Source organism: Metabacillus sp. KUDC1714 (assembly GCF_014217835.1).
GTDB lineage: Bacteria > Bacillota > Bacilli > Bacillales > Bacillaceae > Metabacillus > Metabacillus rhizosphaerae.
In genome coordinates this window covers 1447736-1463149 of record NZ_CP055263.1, presented here as the reverse complement: position 1 = coordinate 1463149, position 15414 = coordinate 1447736, and the positions used below count along the sequence as shown (strand labels likewise).

The window sequence follows — 15414 nt, the reverse complement described above, 5'->3', positions numbered from 1 at the left end:
AATTATGAATATTTATCGCTATGAACAAAATCCATTACTTACGCCAAACGATGTATCACCATATCATGAAGGCTTTGAAGTGATCGGTGCTTTCAATGCGGGCATCGCGAAATTTCAGGACGAAGTAATTATGCTGCTACGTGTTGCTGAACGACCAATTAGTACGGATCCGAATGTCGTAAAAGCACCTGCTTATAATCCGACAACAAATGAACTGGACATTTATGAATTTCGTAAGGATGATCCAGCGTTTGATCTATCTGATCCACGTGTGATCAAGGAAACATCAAAGCAAAAATGGTCGTATTTAACGTCACTTTCTTACCTGCGTATAGCACGTAGTAAGGATGGCCGTCATTTTACAGTTGATGAAAAACCATTTGTTTATCCATCAAATAGGCACGAAACCTTCGGGATTGAAGACCCGCGAATTACCCAAATCGGTGATATGTACTATATCTACTTTAGTGTCGCGTCACCAATGGGTGTAGGTGAATCAATGGTTTCGACGAAAGATTTTGAAACGGTTACACAGCATGGAATGATTTTTGCCCCTGAAAATAAGGATGTGTTAATTTTTCCTGAAAAAATAAATGGGAAATACTATGCCCTTCATCGTCCAGTGCCAAACAGCAATGGCTCTCCAGAAATTTGGATTGCTGAATCAGACAACTTATTGTACTGGGGAAACCATCAGCACCTCATTGGGTTAAGACCTGGAAAATGGGATGACGGCAGAATCGGCGGCGGTGCCGTACCATTTAAGACAGATAAAGGCTGGTTAGAGCTATATCATGGAGCAAGTCAGGACCACCGTTACTGCATGGGCGCCGTATTATTAGATCTGAACGACCCGACAAAAGTCATTGCCCGTTCAGAACGACCATTAGTAGAACCAGACGCTCCTTATGAGCAAGAAGGCTTTTTCGGTGGTGTTGTCTTTTCATGTGGAGCCCTCGTAGAAGGCGATGTTGTAAAAATGTATTACGGAGTCGCTGATACTTCAATGGCTTGTGCTGAACTAAGTCTTCAGGAAATCCTTGATTCATTAACTTATTTATAAGGATAAGCAGAGGGTGACTCAAAAGGGTCAGGCCCATCCAAAAAAGATCTTCCCTTCAAACAATTGAAGGGGCTGTATCGTGTGTTGGATGGTCTGAACTATTGGTTGAGTCACTCTCTTTTTTTGATGGGTGCCGAAATGACTAATTTCACGAAAACTTGGAAGCATTCATTCTACCAAAAGAGAAAGAGGTGAGTCATTTGAAAATAAATGACGGTTGGAGAATTCATTCGTTTGATGTGGGGGCTGCAAGAGATCTTGAAGTTGCCGCACCAGAATACATTGATTATTTTTGGATGAAAGCAAAGGTTCCTGGGGATGTGCATTCTACCTTGATTGCTCGCCACATTATTGAGGATCCGTTTTTCGGACATAACGATAAAAAATGCCAATGGGTGGAGGAAAAAGTCTGGTGGTATAGAACGTCGTTTCAATTTGACGAGGAGATTGCAAAAGGCGAGCAATATGAGCTAACCTTTGAGGGCCTTGATACATATGCAACGGTTTATTTAAATGGAGTTGAAATCGGTTCAACGGAGAATATGTTTATGGCTCATACTTTTGATGTAACCCGTGAGTTGAATCGAGGGGAGAATGTCCTTGCAGTAAAATTTGATCCCGTTCATGTGCGTGTAAAGGAGAAATTGCAATATTATTGGTCTGGGTTTAGTAAAAAGAGAATTTGGACACGTAAGGCTCAAAGTCACTTTGGCTGGGACTGGGGACCACGATTGGTCGCTGTTGGGATTTGGAAGGATGTTCACCTCAAAAAAAGACGCCATACAAAGCTTGACTCAATTTGTGCCAAAACCGTCCACATCGGGGAAAACGAGGCAACAGTTGAGGTAGATATCGAACTGAAAGGCTATGGAAAGGCGAAGGAGTTTGAAGTCAAGGTTTTCCTTTCAGACGGTAGCGAGCAGCTTGTGGGGAAAGCAACCGTAAATGGGAAAAAAGCAAAAGTGGCCTTACAAATAAACAATCCTAAGCTCTGGTGGACACATGACCTTGGGACACCGCACTTGTATCAATTAACCGTACAGTTACACCTAGATGGAGAAGTAATTGACCGTCGGGAAGAGGAAGTTGGAATACGTACAATTGAGGTTCTTCAAAAGGATGAACAGGGTAATCATTGCTTTACCTTTGTTTTAAATGGTGTAAAGTTGTTTGCAAAGGGAGCGAATTGGATTCCGATTGACAGCTTTATTGGTGCTGCCCCGGATTCACGCTACCGTCACCTCATTAAGATGGCGAAGAATGCCAATATGAACATGCTTCGTGTCTGGGGTGGAGGCATTTATGAAAAAGATGTCTTTTATCAAGAATGTAACCGACTTGGGCTGTTGGTATGGCAAGATTTTATGTTCGCTTGTGCGCTGTATCCTGATTATAATAAAAACTTTATGGATAATGTTAGAGAAGAAATTATCCATGTCGTAAAAAGGTTAAGGAATCATCCTTGTCTTGCGATATGGTGTGGAAATAATGAAAATGATTGGCTCTATGAAGCATTGTTTTCATCTGGTGAAATCACACATCCATTCTATGGGGAAAAGATTTATCATGAATTAATGCCTGAGCTTCTAGAGGAGCTTGATCCGACACGTTTGTTTTGGCCAAGCTCACCATTTGGCGGGAATGATCATAACTCACGTGAGCAAGGTGATAGCCATAACTGGCAAGTATGGCATGGTAATCTGGAGCCTCGTCTTTTCGGACAGCCGCAAGAGGTTGACTATAGTGTTGATGGTGTATCATTTAAACATTTTAAAGAGGATACAACCAAGTTTGCGAGTGAATTTGGTATGCATGCTTCCTCGAATAGATATACGCTAGAATCCAATATTCCTGCCAACCAATTTTTCTGGGGAAGCGAAGAAATGGCCTATCGCAACAAGGATATTCACCATCCAAAAGGAATATTATTAATGGAAGGATATTCAGGTGCTCCGACGAATTTGGCGGAATATATTGATTTTTCGATGCTAACTCAAGCAGAGGGCTTAAAATATGGAATTGAGCATTATCGTCGCAACAAGCCTTCTACAAGTGGAGCACTATTTTGGCAACTAAACGATTGTTGGCCGGGTACAAGCTGGTCTGTCATCGATTATTACCTGCTACCAAAAGCATCTTATCATTATGCGAAAAAGTTCTTTTCACCAATCCTTTTAACGATTGACCATCACCAAGGGGAAAAGCTCGATATTTGGGTCGTGAATGACCGACTTGAGGACTATGAGGATGTAGTAGAGCTAGCAGTCTATGATTTTACTGGTGAAAAAGTACATGCCTTTGAACAATCTGTATCGGTTAAGGCAAATGAAGCGACATGTGTGGCATCGTTCTTCGAAGCGGATGTAATACGTGGAGTTGATCCTTCACAATCTATCATTGTTTTGTCTTCGAAAACCAACCGTACAGAGGATAACTACTATTATTTCCGAGATCACAAAGACCTGAACCTACCAAAGGCTAAATTTTTTGTTCAAGTTGATGAAGAAAAACAAGAAGTGAAAATAGAAACGAATGCTTTTGCACGCATGGTTAAGATTGAGATCGACGTTGAAAAGGCTGTGATAAGTGATAACTTCTTTGATTTACTACCAAACAACACAGTCACAATTACGATCAATCAAGCGGATGGGAAAAGCATTCCGTGGGATACACTTAAAATATCTGCAATAAATAGCTAACTTCCTTTTGTGGAAGAGAGGGGGAGAACAGACATGGATAATAGGGTGAACATCTATCTGATTTCTGGCCCTTGTGGAGTCGGGAAATCAACTGTTTCAAAGGAAGTCGCACGCATGATCGAGCGGAGTGTTTTAATTGAAGGGGATCTACTCAATGAGATGATTGTCCGTGATTCTGAGCTATCTTGGGAAGAACGCCTTGAAATAAATTGGAACAACATTCTCTCCTTAACTAAGAATTTTGTTCAGTATGACTATCATGTCGTCATTGATTATGTCGTTGAAACTGAGATAGAATGGTTTATTCAGCAACTTTCAGATCTGAATGTCCAAATTAAATATGTAGTATTAAGGGCAGATGTGGCCAAATTAAACGAACGTTTGGTTAAAAGAGGAGATCCACACTTAATTGATCGCTCGTTATTCCTGTTGAATCAGTTTGAATCTTCTAGCCTGCACCGGCATTATTTAATAGATGCGTCAGATAGGGAGCCTTATGAGGTTGCGGAGGAGATTGTTTTAACGACGTAGTTTGGGGTGCCTGTCACCACCCGAAGTTTGTCGAATATTTCGCAGTTTTTGCAAGCCCTTTCTATCCTAGGTAGAGGGGCATTTTTCTAGATGGATAAATGAGGTGCTTTAACATGTCTCCTTTTGTTGAAAAAGCAAAGGTGTTAAGGAAGTACAAGATAAATGATGGGCATTTCTTAGGTAGGGGAATGGAAGCTGAGGTTTATTCTTACGGCAAGGATAAAGTGTTTAAATTATATAATCATATGTCCAGTTTTAAGAAGCAGGAACTGTTAAAACGCTTCTATGCATCAATTGATTCTAGTGCTGTCAGTTATGCATTTCCCTATGTGTATGATATGTATAAAGAAGGAGATATCGTCGTAACGATTGAAAAACGAATTCAGGGGGGGAATATGCAACGTCTATTGCCTAAGCTTTCCTTTGACGAAATGACCGCCATAATGGAATCGAGTCTTGATGCACAATTAGAAATGAGGTCTGTAAAACTAAGCCCCAAATTTGAGGGATACCAGTTATTTCATGACGATCCTAATCACGCAGAGGAAAAGAAGGATTGGCATGGATTTTTAAAACAATACCTGTTGAAAAAACAAAATGAGGTTGAGAAGTTTCTTTCAAAGGATGTTGTCAATTACAAAGAAAAATTAACTGTATTGCATACTCTTTTATCATCTGAATATCAAGGTGATTATACATTAATTCATGGAGACTATTATCCTGGGAATCTGCTAATCGATGGGGAAGGTAAAATTACGGGCTTAATCGACTTCGGATTAATGACAATGGTTGGTGATTACCTATTTGATGTTGCTATTGGATGGGTGTTGTTTGATATGTATGATGAATTAAAAGCAAATGTATTGGATAGATACCTTCAGATTATTGTTACGACGCTAGGTGAAGAAGTAAGAGAAAAGCTCTATTTTTATGTCTTGTTATATAGTGTTTTTTCAGCAAATGTCTATTCCAGAGATTGTAATGACGGACATTATCAATGGTGTGTGCGAAACTTAAACAATAGGATATACTGGGAATAATTTGGCGTGCCTGTCACCAGGGGACAAAGGGAGGGGACAAAGGGACAGGAACCATGTCCCTTTTTTAGGTTTGCAGAGGGACAAAAAACCTGTTCCCCCGTCCCACCCTTATAATTTATAAACCCTCGCTTCAAACGGTTTTAAAATTGTCTTTTGGATATCTTTACTTTGGTTACTATTATAATTACTAATTAGTAACTCCTTTGAGTTATAGGTTAAATCTTCCGGTAAGTCAAAGCGTGCTTCTTTATCAGAAAGATTTGTCAGAATCAATATAGTTTCATCTTTCAATGTTCTTGTGTAAGCATAAATTTGCTCATGTTTTGCGAGAAGAATATCATAAGTACCGTATATAAGCGTTGGGTTATCCTTGCGCATTTGAATAAGTTTCTTATAGTAAAAGTAAAGAGAATCTGGGTCGTTTAATGCATTTTCAACATTAATCTGTTTATAGTTTGGATTAAGCTTGAGCCACGGGGTTCCGGTCGTAAATCCTGCATTCCATTCCTGGCTCCACTGCATAGGAGTTCTTGAATTATCACGCCCACGTTTCCAAATAATCTCCATGATTTCATCATGAGTTTTCCCGTTTTCTTTTTCAAGTTCATATAAATTTTTAATAGCAATGTCATTATAGTCTTCAATCGACTCAAACTGAACATTCGTCATCCCGATTTCTTGCCCCTGATAAATAAACGGCGTTCCTTTCATAAGGAGATACATTGTTGCAAGAGCTTTAGCGGATTGATCCCAATAATCCGAATCATTTCCAAAAGTTGAGACAGAACGGGGGACATCATGATTTTCTAGGAATAAAGCATTCCACCCAGAGCCTTCAAGTCCTTTTTGCCAAACAGTAAACGATTCCTTAAAAGCTGGGAGGTTAATTTCATTATCAGCACTTTTTCCCCAAAGTTCAAATGCTCCAAATTGAAACACCATATTAAATTTCCCTTTTTCTTCTCCTATCCACAAATCTGCATCCTCAATAGTGACACCATTCGCTTCACCCACAGTCATAACATCATACTTATCAAGTGTTTCCTGTTTGAATTCTTCCAAGAAAACATGAATACCTTCTTGGTTCATATGAGCGTCAAATGAAGGAACATACCGTTTATTCTCTGGATTTGGCATGTCTAGGAAACCCGGCCGTTTTTTAATATGAGAGATAGCATCAATACGAAAGCCATCAATTCCTTTATCAAGCCACCAATTCACCATCGCATACAACTCTTGACGGACCTTTGGGTTTTCCCAATTTAAATCAGGCTGCCCTGTTGCAAAGATATGCATATAATATTGACCTGTTTTTTCGTCGTATTCCCAAGCTGAACCGCCAAAAATACTTTCCCAGTTGTTAGGTTCTGTAGCATCTTCTTTCGGGTCTGCCCATATGTAGTAATTCCGTTTTGGATTGTCTTTACTGGAACGGGATTCAACAAACCACGGATGTTCATCTGACGTATGGTTGATTACGAGGTCCATAATAATTTTCATTCCCCGTTTATGAGCTTCGTCGAGGAGTAAGTCAAAATCCTCCATGGTTCCAAATTCAGCCATGATGTCTTGATAATCAGAAATATCGTATCCATTATCTTCATTTGGTGATTTGTAAATCGGACAAATCCAAATAACATCAATACCAAGATCTTTAAGATAATTAAGCTTTGAAATAATTCCTTGCAAATCGCCAATCCCATCCCCATTGCTGTCCATAAAACTTCGAGGATAAATTTGATAAACGACTGCTTCTTTCCACCATTTCTTTAGTTCCATTTTCATAACCCTCCAGTATTTTAACCTTTTACCGAACCACTGGTAATTCCTTCAACATAGTATTTTTGCAGATAGATGAATAACAAAGTTATCGGGATAGCAATCAGGACACAGCCTGCTGTAAAAGCCATATATAAATGATCTGCGTTTTCCCTTGTCATCATGGAGAACAGGCCAATGGCAATTGTATATTTTTCTACATTGTCTCCCATGATTACTTTTGCAAAGATGAAATCCATCCAAGGAGCCATGAAAGCCATCAGTGCCGTATACACAATAATTGGTTTCGACAGCGGTAATGTGATCTTCGTGAAAATCTCTGCTTTTGAAGCACCGTCAATCATGGCAGATTCATCAAGTGTTCTTGGAATCGTATCGAAAAACCCTTTTGCAATAAAGAAATTAAGGGCAGCACCTGCAGAATATACCAATATAAGTGCAAACAGGCTTTGAGTCAGGTTGACCGCCTTCAGCAAATAATAAACGGCAATCATGCTCATGAAAGCAGGGAACATTGTAAGAACCAAGGAAACCTTCATCATTGGTTTTCGCATCTTGAACTGCAATCTGGATAATACATAGGCCATCGATACAGTTAAAAAGGTACTCAAAATACACGTAATAACGGAAACAATGAACGTATTTATAAACCATTTAACGAATGGAAAGTTGCTGTTTCCATTGAATAGATAACGATAGTGATCCAGCGTATACTCTTTCGGGATAATATACGGGACAAACATACCACCTTCTCCCCGAAAAGAAGTCAACACAATCCAGATAATTGGAAACACCCAGATAGCAGCCAAGAAAATGAGCAACCCATGAGAAAGGAAATTGCTTATTGTACCTTTTTTCATCCCAGTCCATCCTCCTTCTTAAAAGAATTAGATCGAGTATAAATTAACAAAGAAAACACAGCACTTAATACAAATGTGATAATGCCGATTACAGAAGCGATATTATAATCAGCGGTTTCAATAGTGAGCTTATAGAGCCAGGTAACCAGCAAGTCCGTTTCACCAGCAGAATAATAATTGCTGTTTACTGGGCCACCCTCAGTTAGTAAGTAGATTACGTTAAAGTTGTTGATATTCCCTACAAACTGCTGAATAAGACTTGGAGTCATGACGAATAAGATTTGAGGGAACGTAATACTCTTCAAGATCTGAAGTCCATTCGCTCCGTCGATTTTTGCTGCTTCTATTTGGTCACTTGGCAAATTCATCAATATTCCTGTAGCGACAAGCATCGTGACCGGAATACCGATCCACATATTGATTGTAATAACAGATAATTTTGCTATTAACCCATCGGTTAAAAATGGAATCGGTGCCGAAATTAAGCCGATTTCTTCGAGAAAAACATTTACTGGACCAGAAGCATGCAATAAATTACGCATAATCAATAAAGATACAAATTGCGGTACAGCCATGGTCAGCACAAACAGGGTTCTGAAGACAGCCTTTCCCTTTATCCCTTTTTTATTAATCAAAAGAGCTAACAATACGCCAAAAATAAAGGAGGTAGCTGTTGCCATAAAAGCCCAAGTCAATGTCCATCCAAGCAATGGAAAGAAAGTGCCAGCCATTCTGCCAGTCAAGACATTGGAAAAGTTTGCAAACCCCACCCAATCAAACAAGTTTTTTGGAGGCAAATGATTATGGTCAAAGCTGGTAAAGGCGATACTAATCATGTAAATCAAAGGTACTACTGTAAAGACAATGACACCGATTACCGGTATACTTAATAAGGTAATATGGAACTTATCATCCAATAGTGATTTAACATCATCTTTAAACTTAGGAATTGCCATACCTTTTTTCTCAAGTTCTGAAATATATTTCATACTTTTAAAATGTGCATGATATACGCACATGAACAGGATACATAGGGTAATCGCCATAATTCCATAGATGAGCATGAGCATTGAATTATCGCCCTTCGCCAGGACTTCGATCCCTAATTCCTGATCCATAACCCAGCCCTGCTGAACAGTCCCCAGGGTCAGCAAGCCACCTATCGCACTGAACCCTTGAAGTATCATAAATAAAATGAATCCAATCTCTGCCGATAAAAATAAACTTCCCTTGACAATCTGCCCTTTCGAAAGATGCAGGGCACCCATGATAAAAAAGGATAGATTTCTAATGGCGCTTCCTTCCTTAAAAAAAGTAGAATATTGTTTTAAGGAAGATGAAATTGTAGTAACGATCTCACTCATTATTTACTCCCCCTCTCAATAATAGATCTATAAACGAATATTGGTTCCATACGGTTATTCGCTGTATCGAACCAATATTGAATTCACCTTACTTGGCTGATAAATCTTCTGCCAATTTATCCAGCTTAGTCTTCATATTTTCTTTTTCGATCTTGCCATTGTACGTATCAATGATAAGAGCATCAGCTGGTGGCCAGAATGTAACCATTTCGGGAATTTTTGGCATTACTACAGATTTCTCTGGTTTTGCCATTTGAATAACAGTTGTAGCTTGTTCGTTTGCTTTTACATCAACATTTTCCTGAACTTCCTTGGATGAAGGAGTATATCCTTTTTCTTTAAATGTTTTTTCCTGAATTTCATTACTAGCTAGATAGTTTGCAAGCTTCATTGCTTCAAGCGGATACTTTGTTGTTGCTTTTACTGAATACAACTTAACTCCCAAGAATGCTTTCAACTGGACAGGACCATTGCCAAAATCAGCAGTAGGATAAACGGCAACCCCCATGTTATCACCCAATACTTCTTTCACTTGTTTGTATGACCAAGGTCCACTGATGAGGGAATTTATTTTTCCGCTTTCCAGGGCACTGATGGAATCAGCGTTAACATGGACAACATTCTTGTTATTTTTTAAACTAGCAATCCACTCTAATACTTGAAGTCCTTCTTTAGAGTTAAAAGTAGATCCTTTTAGATCCTCTCCATTATCCCCGTAGAGTTTGACATTGTTAGCTAAGAAAAAAGGTGCTACTACATAATTTGCTCCTGGCTCAGAGAGATTCAACCCAAGCTTCGCCTTTTTTGTGATTCCTTCAAAGGATTTAACGTCGTCTTCAGTTAATTTACTTTTGTCGTAATAAAGAAATAAACTTTCGATTCCATACGGATATCCGTAAAGATCTCCTTGATAAGAAGCTGCCTCTACTGCTGGTTCAATATTGGATTCTTTAATTTCGTCGGAGTATTTTGTATTTTTATAGACTGTTCCGGCCTCTACTAATTGTCCCAACTGATCATGCGGCATACTGAAAACATCTGCTGCTGCATCAGGATCTTTTTTTACAAATTCCTGTGCTTTCCCTGTATCTGATTCAACTACTTCAATTTCGTATTTCTTATCTGAGTTTTCCTTTATAAAGTTATCTACTACCTTTTTGTAATATTCACCTGAATCAGGATCTACCCATACCTTTAAAGTTACTTTCTCATCACTTGGCTTACCACTTGGCGCGCCGCTAGATTCATTTGAACATCCGGCCACAACCATTAGGACGCTGATGCAAACAGTGAATAATAGCATTAATTTTATTTTCATTTTTACTTCCTCCTGTGGTTTAATTTTATTTTCAATATTTATAAAAAAATGATTTATCCCATTAGCTTAAAATAAGTAATGTCGATGTTGATGCACATCAAGTTGCTAGACGGCTGAACCATTCACCTTTGAATTTTCTTCGTTTCTATGATGTCACTACCATTTTTTGTTTCTGAAAATAAAAAACTTGATTTAAAAATTAAATCTTGCAGTTTACGTAACCGGTTACGTAAGTGCGCAAAAAAAAATAATGAACATCTACGTAACCATTTTAAATTATTTCTTACTCACACTCTGTCTCTCAACAATTCTGTGCGGGACAATGCAATTGGTTACTGCTTTGTTTGATTCAATGATCTCGAACATCAAATTTGCAGCCTTTTTTGCCATCTCACTGTGTGAAAGTGAAACTGATGTTAGAGGGGGGTTCAAATATTCACAAAATTTCACATTGTCCATGCCTATAACAGATACCTCTTCAGGAACCTTTATACCTAACTGATAAGCTGCAGATATAACACCCATCCCGATTTCATCATTTTCTGTGAAGATAGCTGTTAAATCAGGAACCTGCTTAAATAATTGTGTCAGACCGGCTGCACCATCTTCGCAAGAAAATCCACCATACACAACATGTTTTTCACTGACCGAAAGCTTGTTGTCCAAAAGGGCAGCTTTGAATCCTTCCACCCTAGGAAGATGATTACCTACAATCCATTCTTCTTTATTGCCGCTTATCATTCCAACCTTTTTATGCCCTTGCTGAATTAAATATTTCGTTGCCATGTAAGCTGCAGCGTAGTCATCTGCTGTAACAGAAGAGACCGGATACTTAGAATCAGTTGACAAAAGGACCATCGGAATTTTCGTTTTTTTAATGTAATCATAATACTCTTTTTTTAAAATTGTACTAGCTAAAATAACACCATCTACTCGTTTTTCATGTAATAACTGAAGATACTTCATCGTTTTCGTACCTTTTGACTCGGTATGACATACGATAACGCTTGAACCTGCTTTGTGAGCAACTGCCTCAATTTCATTTAAAAAGCTCGTAGTTAAGGAGCTTATTAAATCGGGTAACACAATTCCAATAGTTTGTGTTCTCTTATTGGTTAGGCTTCGCGCAACCGCATTTGGATTATACTCTAGCTCTTCCATAACTTTAAGTACGTGCCTCTTTGTTTTTTCAGAGTAACCACCCTGATCGTTCAACACCCTTGAAACTGTTGCTTTTGATACGTTTGCTCTCTTAGCTACATCTAATATTGTAACAGTCATACCATACCTTCTTCCTAAACTAACGAAACCGGTTACGTAAGTAATGCTAACACAAATTGATAACCCTTTCAATATTTAATTTTTAAGATTTTTTTTGGGGGGGACGAAGGGATGGGGTGGGGGGACAAAGGGACAGGAACCATGTCCCTTTTTTAGGTTTGCAGAGGGACAAAAAACCTGTCCCTTTGTCCCGCCTCAACTTAACCCTTTTGCAACTGCGAAGGAAGCATCTGGATCGATTGATTTAATGTGTCGAGCTTGCTTTCGATTCGATTTAGTAAATATAATGTGACGACGATTGGGAAGCCGACATCACTAATCACTGTTAACCATTGTTCCATCTTTTTACACCTCTTTCATTTGAAATTATAGAAAAGGGCCGATAGGAAAAACTTGTCAGCCCTATTCGCAATTATTTATCCAAGAGTAATTTCTGTTACATTACGGTCAATGATTCTTGCGCCTTTTTTTGAAACAAATTCTCCATCCGTTGAAATGAAAATATTTGCTGCTAAGAGTTGATCCATTGCTGTATTTAACGCAATTTGATCAACTGGTTCAACTGGAGAGTCCACACTGATTTTCACTGTTTTCCCTGCAGTGTTTAAAAATTGAAGCTCTAGTGTTTTCGCCATTTTTTCTTTCCCTCCTTTCTTGGATTGAAGGAAAGGAGATCTGAATCACTCCATTTTCCTTCGATAGTAGTTGTGTTTACATGTTTCTGGTGTTACGCATCAATTTGATTTGTGTCGTTACGCTCAACTGATGCTAGTGTTTCTGTTTGTAAGCTTACAATTGCTTGTGCTGCTTGAAGCAATTGGTCAGGTGTTGCTGATGTTTTGACATTGTTGTAGTTTTTACGTTTAGTCACTGCTTTTCCATTCTCATCCACTCCCATATCGAAAACTAGGCTTAATTGAGAATCTAGTAATGTTGCAACTGCCATGCTCTCACCTCCTTTCACTCTTTATATATAGAGAAAGGGGGAGGAGAGTAGCGGGTGGTGTGAAATTTTTTAAGTGCCTGTCACCACCCGAATTTTGTCGAAGGTTGGTAGGTTATTAGTTTTAGTAGGCATGGTAGAATATAGGAGTAACTGAATATTGTGAGGGTGGTTGGTTGTCATGCTTCTTTCCTTAAAGGAAAGGAGGTGATAATTATGGAAACATTTCTTGAACTTTGTCGAGAAGCTTTGAAGGGAGTTGTACGTGAAATTGGTGCATATTTCTTTCGAAAGAACTTTCTAGAAAACAAGAAAACCACCCCGCGCCGTAGGAAGCAAAAGGGTGGTACTCGAAAATCTAATTAATTTTTGACAACCACCACCCTGACGGTAGAGGTTGCAGGGAGAAGGTCAAGTTGACTTCTCTCTTATATTATATGTCAATTATACATGAAAATATTCCGTCTGAGAAGGTGTGTTTTGAGTGCATGCACACTTTCACTACTTGGATTTGATGAAACTTTAAGTGTGATTTCATGTGCCTAAAATGATCACTTATTTTAATGTAATATCTTTCATTTTCACGCGCATGATTAAATTCTTTTCTCCTTTTAGAAAGACTTCTTCTGAAATAATTTCATGGAATTTTAAGTATCTTAAATAATAGTGGATGGTTTTGGCAGTACCATTTTCGATCTTAGGTAGTTGGTTTGCCTCCTCAACTTTATTTAAATTAGTTACAAGCTCAATGTCAAACAACTGCAATTGTTCATTTTGTAAGCATGTTTCAGCATATTGAATAATATCCTCTCTCCGAACTTGGTACATCCGTTTTCCGTACTTTTTACCACCATACAAACCTTCCTTTGCACCGGTAAGTAATTTATTATAATGTGATTTATCATTTTGGTTTGTTATCCGTAGTATACGTAAAACAATTTTATTGGCTTCGGGTACGGTTACATAACCAAGGTCTAAATGATAGTTTTTTGTCATTTCAACCCCCCATTATCTTTTTAATCCCTTATTAGGTTTTATGGTGATTTTTTTATTTTATTCCTCAAAAATGGTGATTTTATCCTATTTAGGTTTCCATTTATCCTCTAAAAGGTAGAGGGTAGATGAATTGTGGTAGAACAGTAGATTAATAGTAACGAATCCTCTAGCAAGTTTCGGAAGAGTGGTGTCATGATTCCACAACCACACTGCATATAATTCTATATTGAGAAAAAATAGAGAAGGGAAGGCAGGTGAGTATAGTGAACTCCAATTATCTTATACATGAAATTGATTTCTACCGTGCGATCATACAGGAAACAAATGACCCTTATTATTGGTATTATTTAGCGGATGCGCAAGTGAGAGCAGGCTACAGGTCAGAAGCACTGCATACAATCTCAAAGGCTTTGTCATTACCAACTCCGTATCCTTCAAAGCAAGCGCTGCTAAATATGCAAGCGTGGCTTCAGTCTCCTTCATATAGAGAAACAAATTCGAATGAGAAAACAATTGTGGCTGCTAAGCAAGGTGATATCGACGGAGATGGGATAATCGACAAGGTGTTTCTTACCGCAAACAAAACACCTGATAGCCCCTTTTGGCAAAATATCACGCTCGTCGTCCAAAATGGGCGAACAAACCAATACATTCAAATTCCATTGAAGGAAAACTCGGGGTACAATCCGACTCTCTTTCTCGGTGATTTTACCGGGAATAAGGTAGATGATATCCAGGTGGTCATTGATACAGGGGGCAGTGCAGGTACAGTTTATACGTATATCTTTTCATTTATGAACGGTGAAATGAGAGAGATTTTTAATTTTGAAAAGTTTAATGAAACGTATCAATATGATGTGAATTATGAGAATGACTATAAAGCGAATGTGATTAGTCGCAACCTGAAAATAAAGTATATTCTTGACCTTACTTACAAGGGAAAGGACTATTTATCTGAAATTTATCATGAAAATGGTCAATTGAAGGAACCGATACAAGGGTGGGTGAATCCTTTATCAGGCTTGTATCCAATTGATTTTAATCGGGATGGGACGTATGAGCTTGATGCCTATCAGCGGATTGCTGGAAGATATAATGCAGACGGTCTTGGATTTGTCGAGACTGTATTGAAGTGGAATGGGCAGGGTTTTGGTGTTGATAGGCAGAATGTTGCTGTTTTTGGTGGAGAGATTTGAGTGCCTGTCACCACCCGAAATTTGTCGAATAGAGAGGGCTGCCATTTGAAAAAGTCAGCTCTCCTTTTTGTATTCTAATAGGGGTACCGCCACATAGCCATCAAGTTAATATTTTTGCAGTACCTCCAGAACGAAATTTTAGACCTTCTTGTAACAAAGAAGTTTTTAATTGGTGTTCACTTACAACAAAGTTTAAAATAAATCTTCTTCATCAATTTTCATGTCTTTATAATTATTCCAGAAAAGGGCCATTATATTAAATAAGCGTTTGCATAAAAACGGACAAGAGCCAAATCCTTGATACATATGGGTTTGGCTCTTTTGTCTACAATCTGAGAGTTAAA

15 protein-coding genes are annotated in these 15414 nt (G+C 38.5%); 6 read left to right on the top strand and 9 right to left on the bottom strand.

Annotation, left to right across the window (positions count from 1 at the left end):
- Positions 1-4: 4 nt before the first annotated feature.
- From HUW50_RS07095 to HUW50_RS07080, 4 genes are all read left to right on the top strand, one after another.
- The gene (locus HUW50_RS07095) at positions 5-1063 is read left to right on the top strand and encodes a BtaManbiosPhlase (RefSeq protein WP_066329529.1); all 1059 of its coding nucleotides are present in this window, start codon (positions 5-7) and stop codon (positions 1061-1063) included.
- A 200-nt stretch (positions 1064-1263) separates the two neighbouring features.
- On the top strand, positions 1264-3762 hold the full coding sequence (locus HUW50_RS07090) for a beta-mannosidase (RefSeq protein WP_066329526.1): 2499 nt from the start codon (positions 1264-1266) through the stop codon (positions 3760-3762).
- A gap of 33 nt (positions 3763-3795) precedes the next feature.
- Positions 3796-4293, top strand: coding sequence for an AAA family ATPase (locus HUW50_RS07085; RefSeq protein WP_066329523.1), 498 nt, complete (start codon positions 3796-3798; stop codon positions 4291-4293).
- A gap of 113 nt (positions 4294-4406) precedes the next feature.
- The gene (locus tag HUW50_RS07080) at positions 4407-5333 is read left to right on the top strand and encodes an aminoglycoside phosphotransferase family protein (RefSeq protein ID WP_066329519.1); all 927 of its coding nucleotides are present in this window, start codon (positions 4407-4409) and stop codon (positions 5331-5333) included.
- A gap of 108 nt (positions 5334-5441) precedes the next feature.
- On the opposite strand, the gene HUW50_RS07075 is transcribed toward HUW50_RS07080, so the two are convergent.
- The 8 genes from HUW50_RS07075 to HUW50_RS07040 all read right to left on the bottom strand — a co-directional run bounded on the left by HUW50_RS07075 (position 5442) and on the right by HUW50_RS07040 (position 12881).
- Positions 5442-7112: a glycoside hydrolase family 13 protein gene (locus HUW50_RS07075; protein WP_157094329.1), complete on the bottom strand. Its 1671-nt coding sequence runs from the start codon at positions 7110-7112 to the stop codon at positions 5442-5444.
- Positions 7113-7132: 20 nt separating this feature from the next.
- Positions 7133-7972 carry a sugar ABC transporter permease gene (locus tag HUW50_RS07070; protein WP_066329511.1) on the bottom strand — a complete coding sequence of 280 codons (840 nt, stop codon included), beginning with the start codon at positions 7970-7972 and terminating at the stop codon, positions 7133-7135.
- Positions 7969-9336, bottom strand: coding sequence for a carbohydrate ABC transporter permease (locus HUW50_RS07065; RefSeq protein ID WP_066329508.1), 1368 nt, complete (start codon positions 9334-9336; stop codon positions 7969-7971). Before HUW50_RS07065 ends, HUW50_RS07070 begins: the two co-directional genes overlap by 4 nt.
- Positions 9337-9424: 88 nt before the next feature.
- Entirely contained in the window at positions 9425-10654 is a 1230-nt protein-coding gene (locus HUW50_RS07060; protein ID WP_066329506.1) for an extracellular solute-binding protein, read from the bottom strand.
- Between the two features lie 276 nt (positions 10655-10930).
- A complete protein-coding gene (locus tag HUW50_RS07055; protein WP_066329504.1) occupies positions 10931-11935 on the bottom strand; it encodes a LacI family DNA-binding transcriptional regulator in 1005 nt (334 codons plus the stop codon).
- A gap of 200 nt (positions 11936-12135) precedes the next feature.
- Positions 12136-12276 carry a YvrJ family protein gene (locus HUW50_RS07050; protein ID WP_066329499.1) on the bottom strand — a complete coding sequence of 47 codons (141 nt, stop codon included), beginning with the start codon at positions 12274-12276 and terminating at the stop codon, positions 12136-12138.
- A 75-nt stretch (positions 12277-12351) separates the two neighbouring features.
- Positions 12352-12570 (bottom strand): DUF2922 domain-containing protein, encoded by a 219-nt coding sequence (locus HUW50_RS07045; protein WP_066329496.1) that lies wholly within the window; start codon positions 12568-12570, stop codon positions 12352-12354.
- A gap of 92 nt (positions 12571-12662) precedes the next feature.
- Positions 12663-12881 carry a DUF1659 domain-containing protein gene (locus tag HUW50_RS07040; RefSeq protein ID WP_066329494.1) on the bottom strand — a complete coding sequence of 73 codons (219 nt, stop codon included), beginning with the start codon at positions 12879-12881 and terminating at the stop codon, positions 12663-12665.
- A gap of 213 nt (positions 12882-13094) precedes the next feature.
- Here HUW50_RS07040 and HUW50_RS07035 point away from each other — a divergent pair, with 213 nt between their 5' ends.
- Positions 13095-13244: a hypothetical protein gene (locus HUW50_RS07035; RefSeq protein WP_185653799.1), complete on the top strand. Its 150-nt coding sequence runs from the start codon at positions 13095-13097 to the stop codon at positions 13242-13244.
- Positions 13245-13433: 189 nt separating this feature from the next.
- Here HUW50_RS07035 and HUW50_RS07030 read toward each other — a convergent pair whose 3' ends face one another.
- Positions 13434-13874, bottom strand: a complete 441-nt coding sequence (locus HUW50_RS07030) for a hypothetical protein (protein ID WP_066329492.1) — start codon at positions 13872-13874, stop codon at positions 13434-13436.
- A 455-nt stretch (positions 13875-14329) separates the two neighbouring features.
- Here HUW50_RS07030 and HUW50_RS07025 point away from each other — a divergent pair, with 455 nt between their 5' ends.
- Entirely contained in the window at positions 14330-15070 is a 741-nt protein-coding gene (locus HUW50_RS07025; protein ID WP_232329000.1) for a VCBS repeat-containing protein, read from the top strand.
- The last annotated feature ends 344 nt before the right edge of the window (positions 15071-15414 follow it).

Bases quoted from the DNA above. Each gene is read 5' to 3' on its own strand.
- HUW50_RS07060 (WP_066329506.1), bottom strand. From the start codon at position 10,654: ATGAAAATAAAATTAATGCTATTATTCACTGTTTGCATCAGCGTCCTA.
- HUW50_RS07050 (WP_066329499.1), bottom strand. From the start codon at position 12,276: ATGGAACAATGGTTAACAGTGATTAGTGATGTCGGCTTCCCAATCGTC.
- HUW50_RS07040 (WP_066329494.1), bottom strand. From the start codon at position 12,881: ATGGCAGTTGCAACATTACTAGATTCTCAATTAAGCCTAGTTTTCGAT.
- HUW50_RS07065 (WP_066329508.1), bottom strand. From the start codon at position 9,336: ATGAGTGAGATCGTTACTACAATTTCATCTTCCTTAAAACAATATTCT.
- HUW50_RS07080 (WP_066329519.1), top strand. From the start codon at position 4,407: ATGTCTCCTTTTGTTGAAAAAGCAAAGGTGTTAAGGAAGTACAAGATA.
- HUW50_RS07095 (WP_066329529.1), top strand. From the start codon at position 5: ATGAATATTTATCGCTATGAACAAAATCCATTACTTACGCCAAACGAT.
- HUW50_RS07075 (WP_157094329.1), bottom strand. From the start codon at position 7,112: ATGGAACTAAAGAAATGGTGGAAAGAAGCAGTCGTTTATCAAATTTAT.
- HUW50_RS07045 (WP_066329496.1), bottom strand. From the start codon at position 12,570: ATGGCGAAAACACTAGAGCTTCAATTTTTAAACACTGCAGGGAAAACA.
- HUW50_RS07055 (WP_066329504.1), bottom strand. From the start codon at position 11,935: ATGACTGTTACAATATTAGATGTAGCTAAGAGAGCAAACGTATCAAAA.
- HUW50_RS07030 (WP_066329492.1), bottom strand. From the start codon at position 13,874: ATGACAAAAAACTATCATTTAGACCTTGGTTATGTAACCGTACCCGAA.
- HUW50_RS07025 (WP_232329000.1), top strand. From the start codon at position 14,330: ATGCAAGCGTGGCTTCAGTCTCCTTCATATAGAGAAACAAATTCGAAT.
- HUW50_RS07070 (WP_066329511.1), bottom strand. From the start codon at position 7,972: ATGAAAAAAGGTACAATAAGCAATTTCCTTTCTCATGGGTTGCTCATT.
- HUW50_RS07085 (WP_066329523.1), top strand. From the start codon at position 3,796: ATGGATAATAGGGTGAACATCTATCTGATTTCTGGCCCTTGTGGAGTC.
- HUW50_RS07035 (WP_185653799.1), top strand. From the start codon at position 13,095: ATGGAAACATTTCTTGAACTTTGTCGAGAAGCTTTGAAGGGAGTTGTA.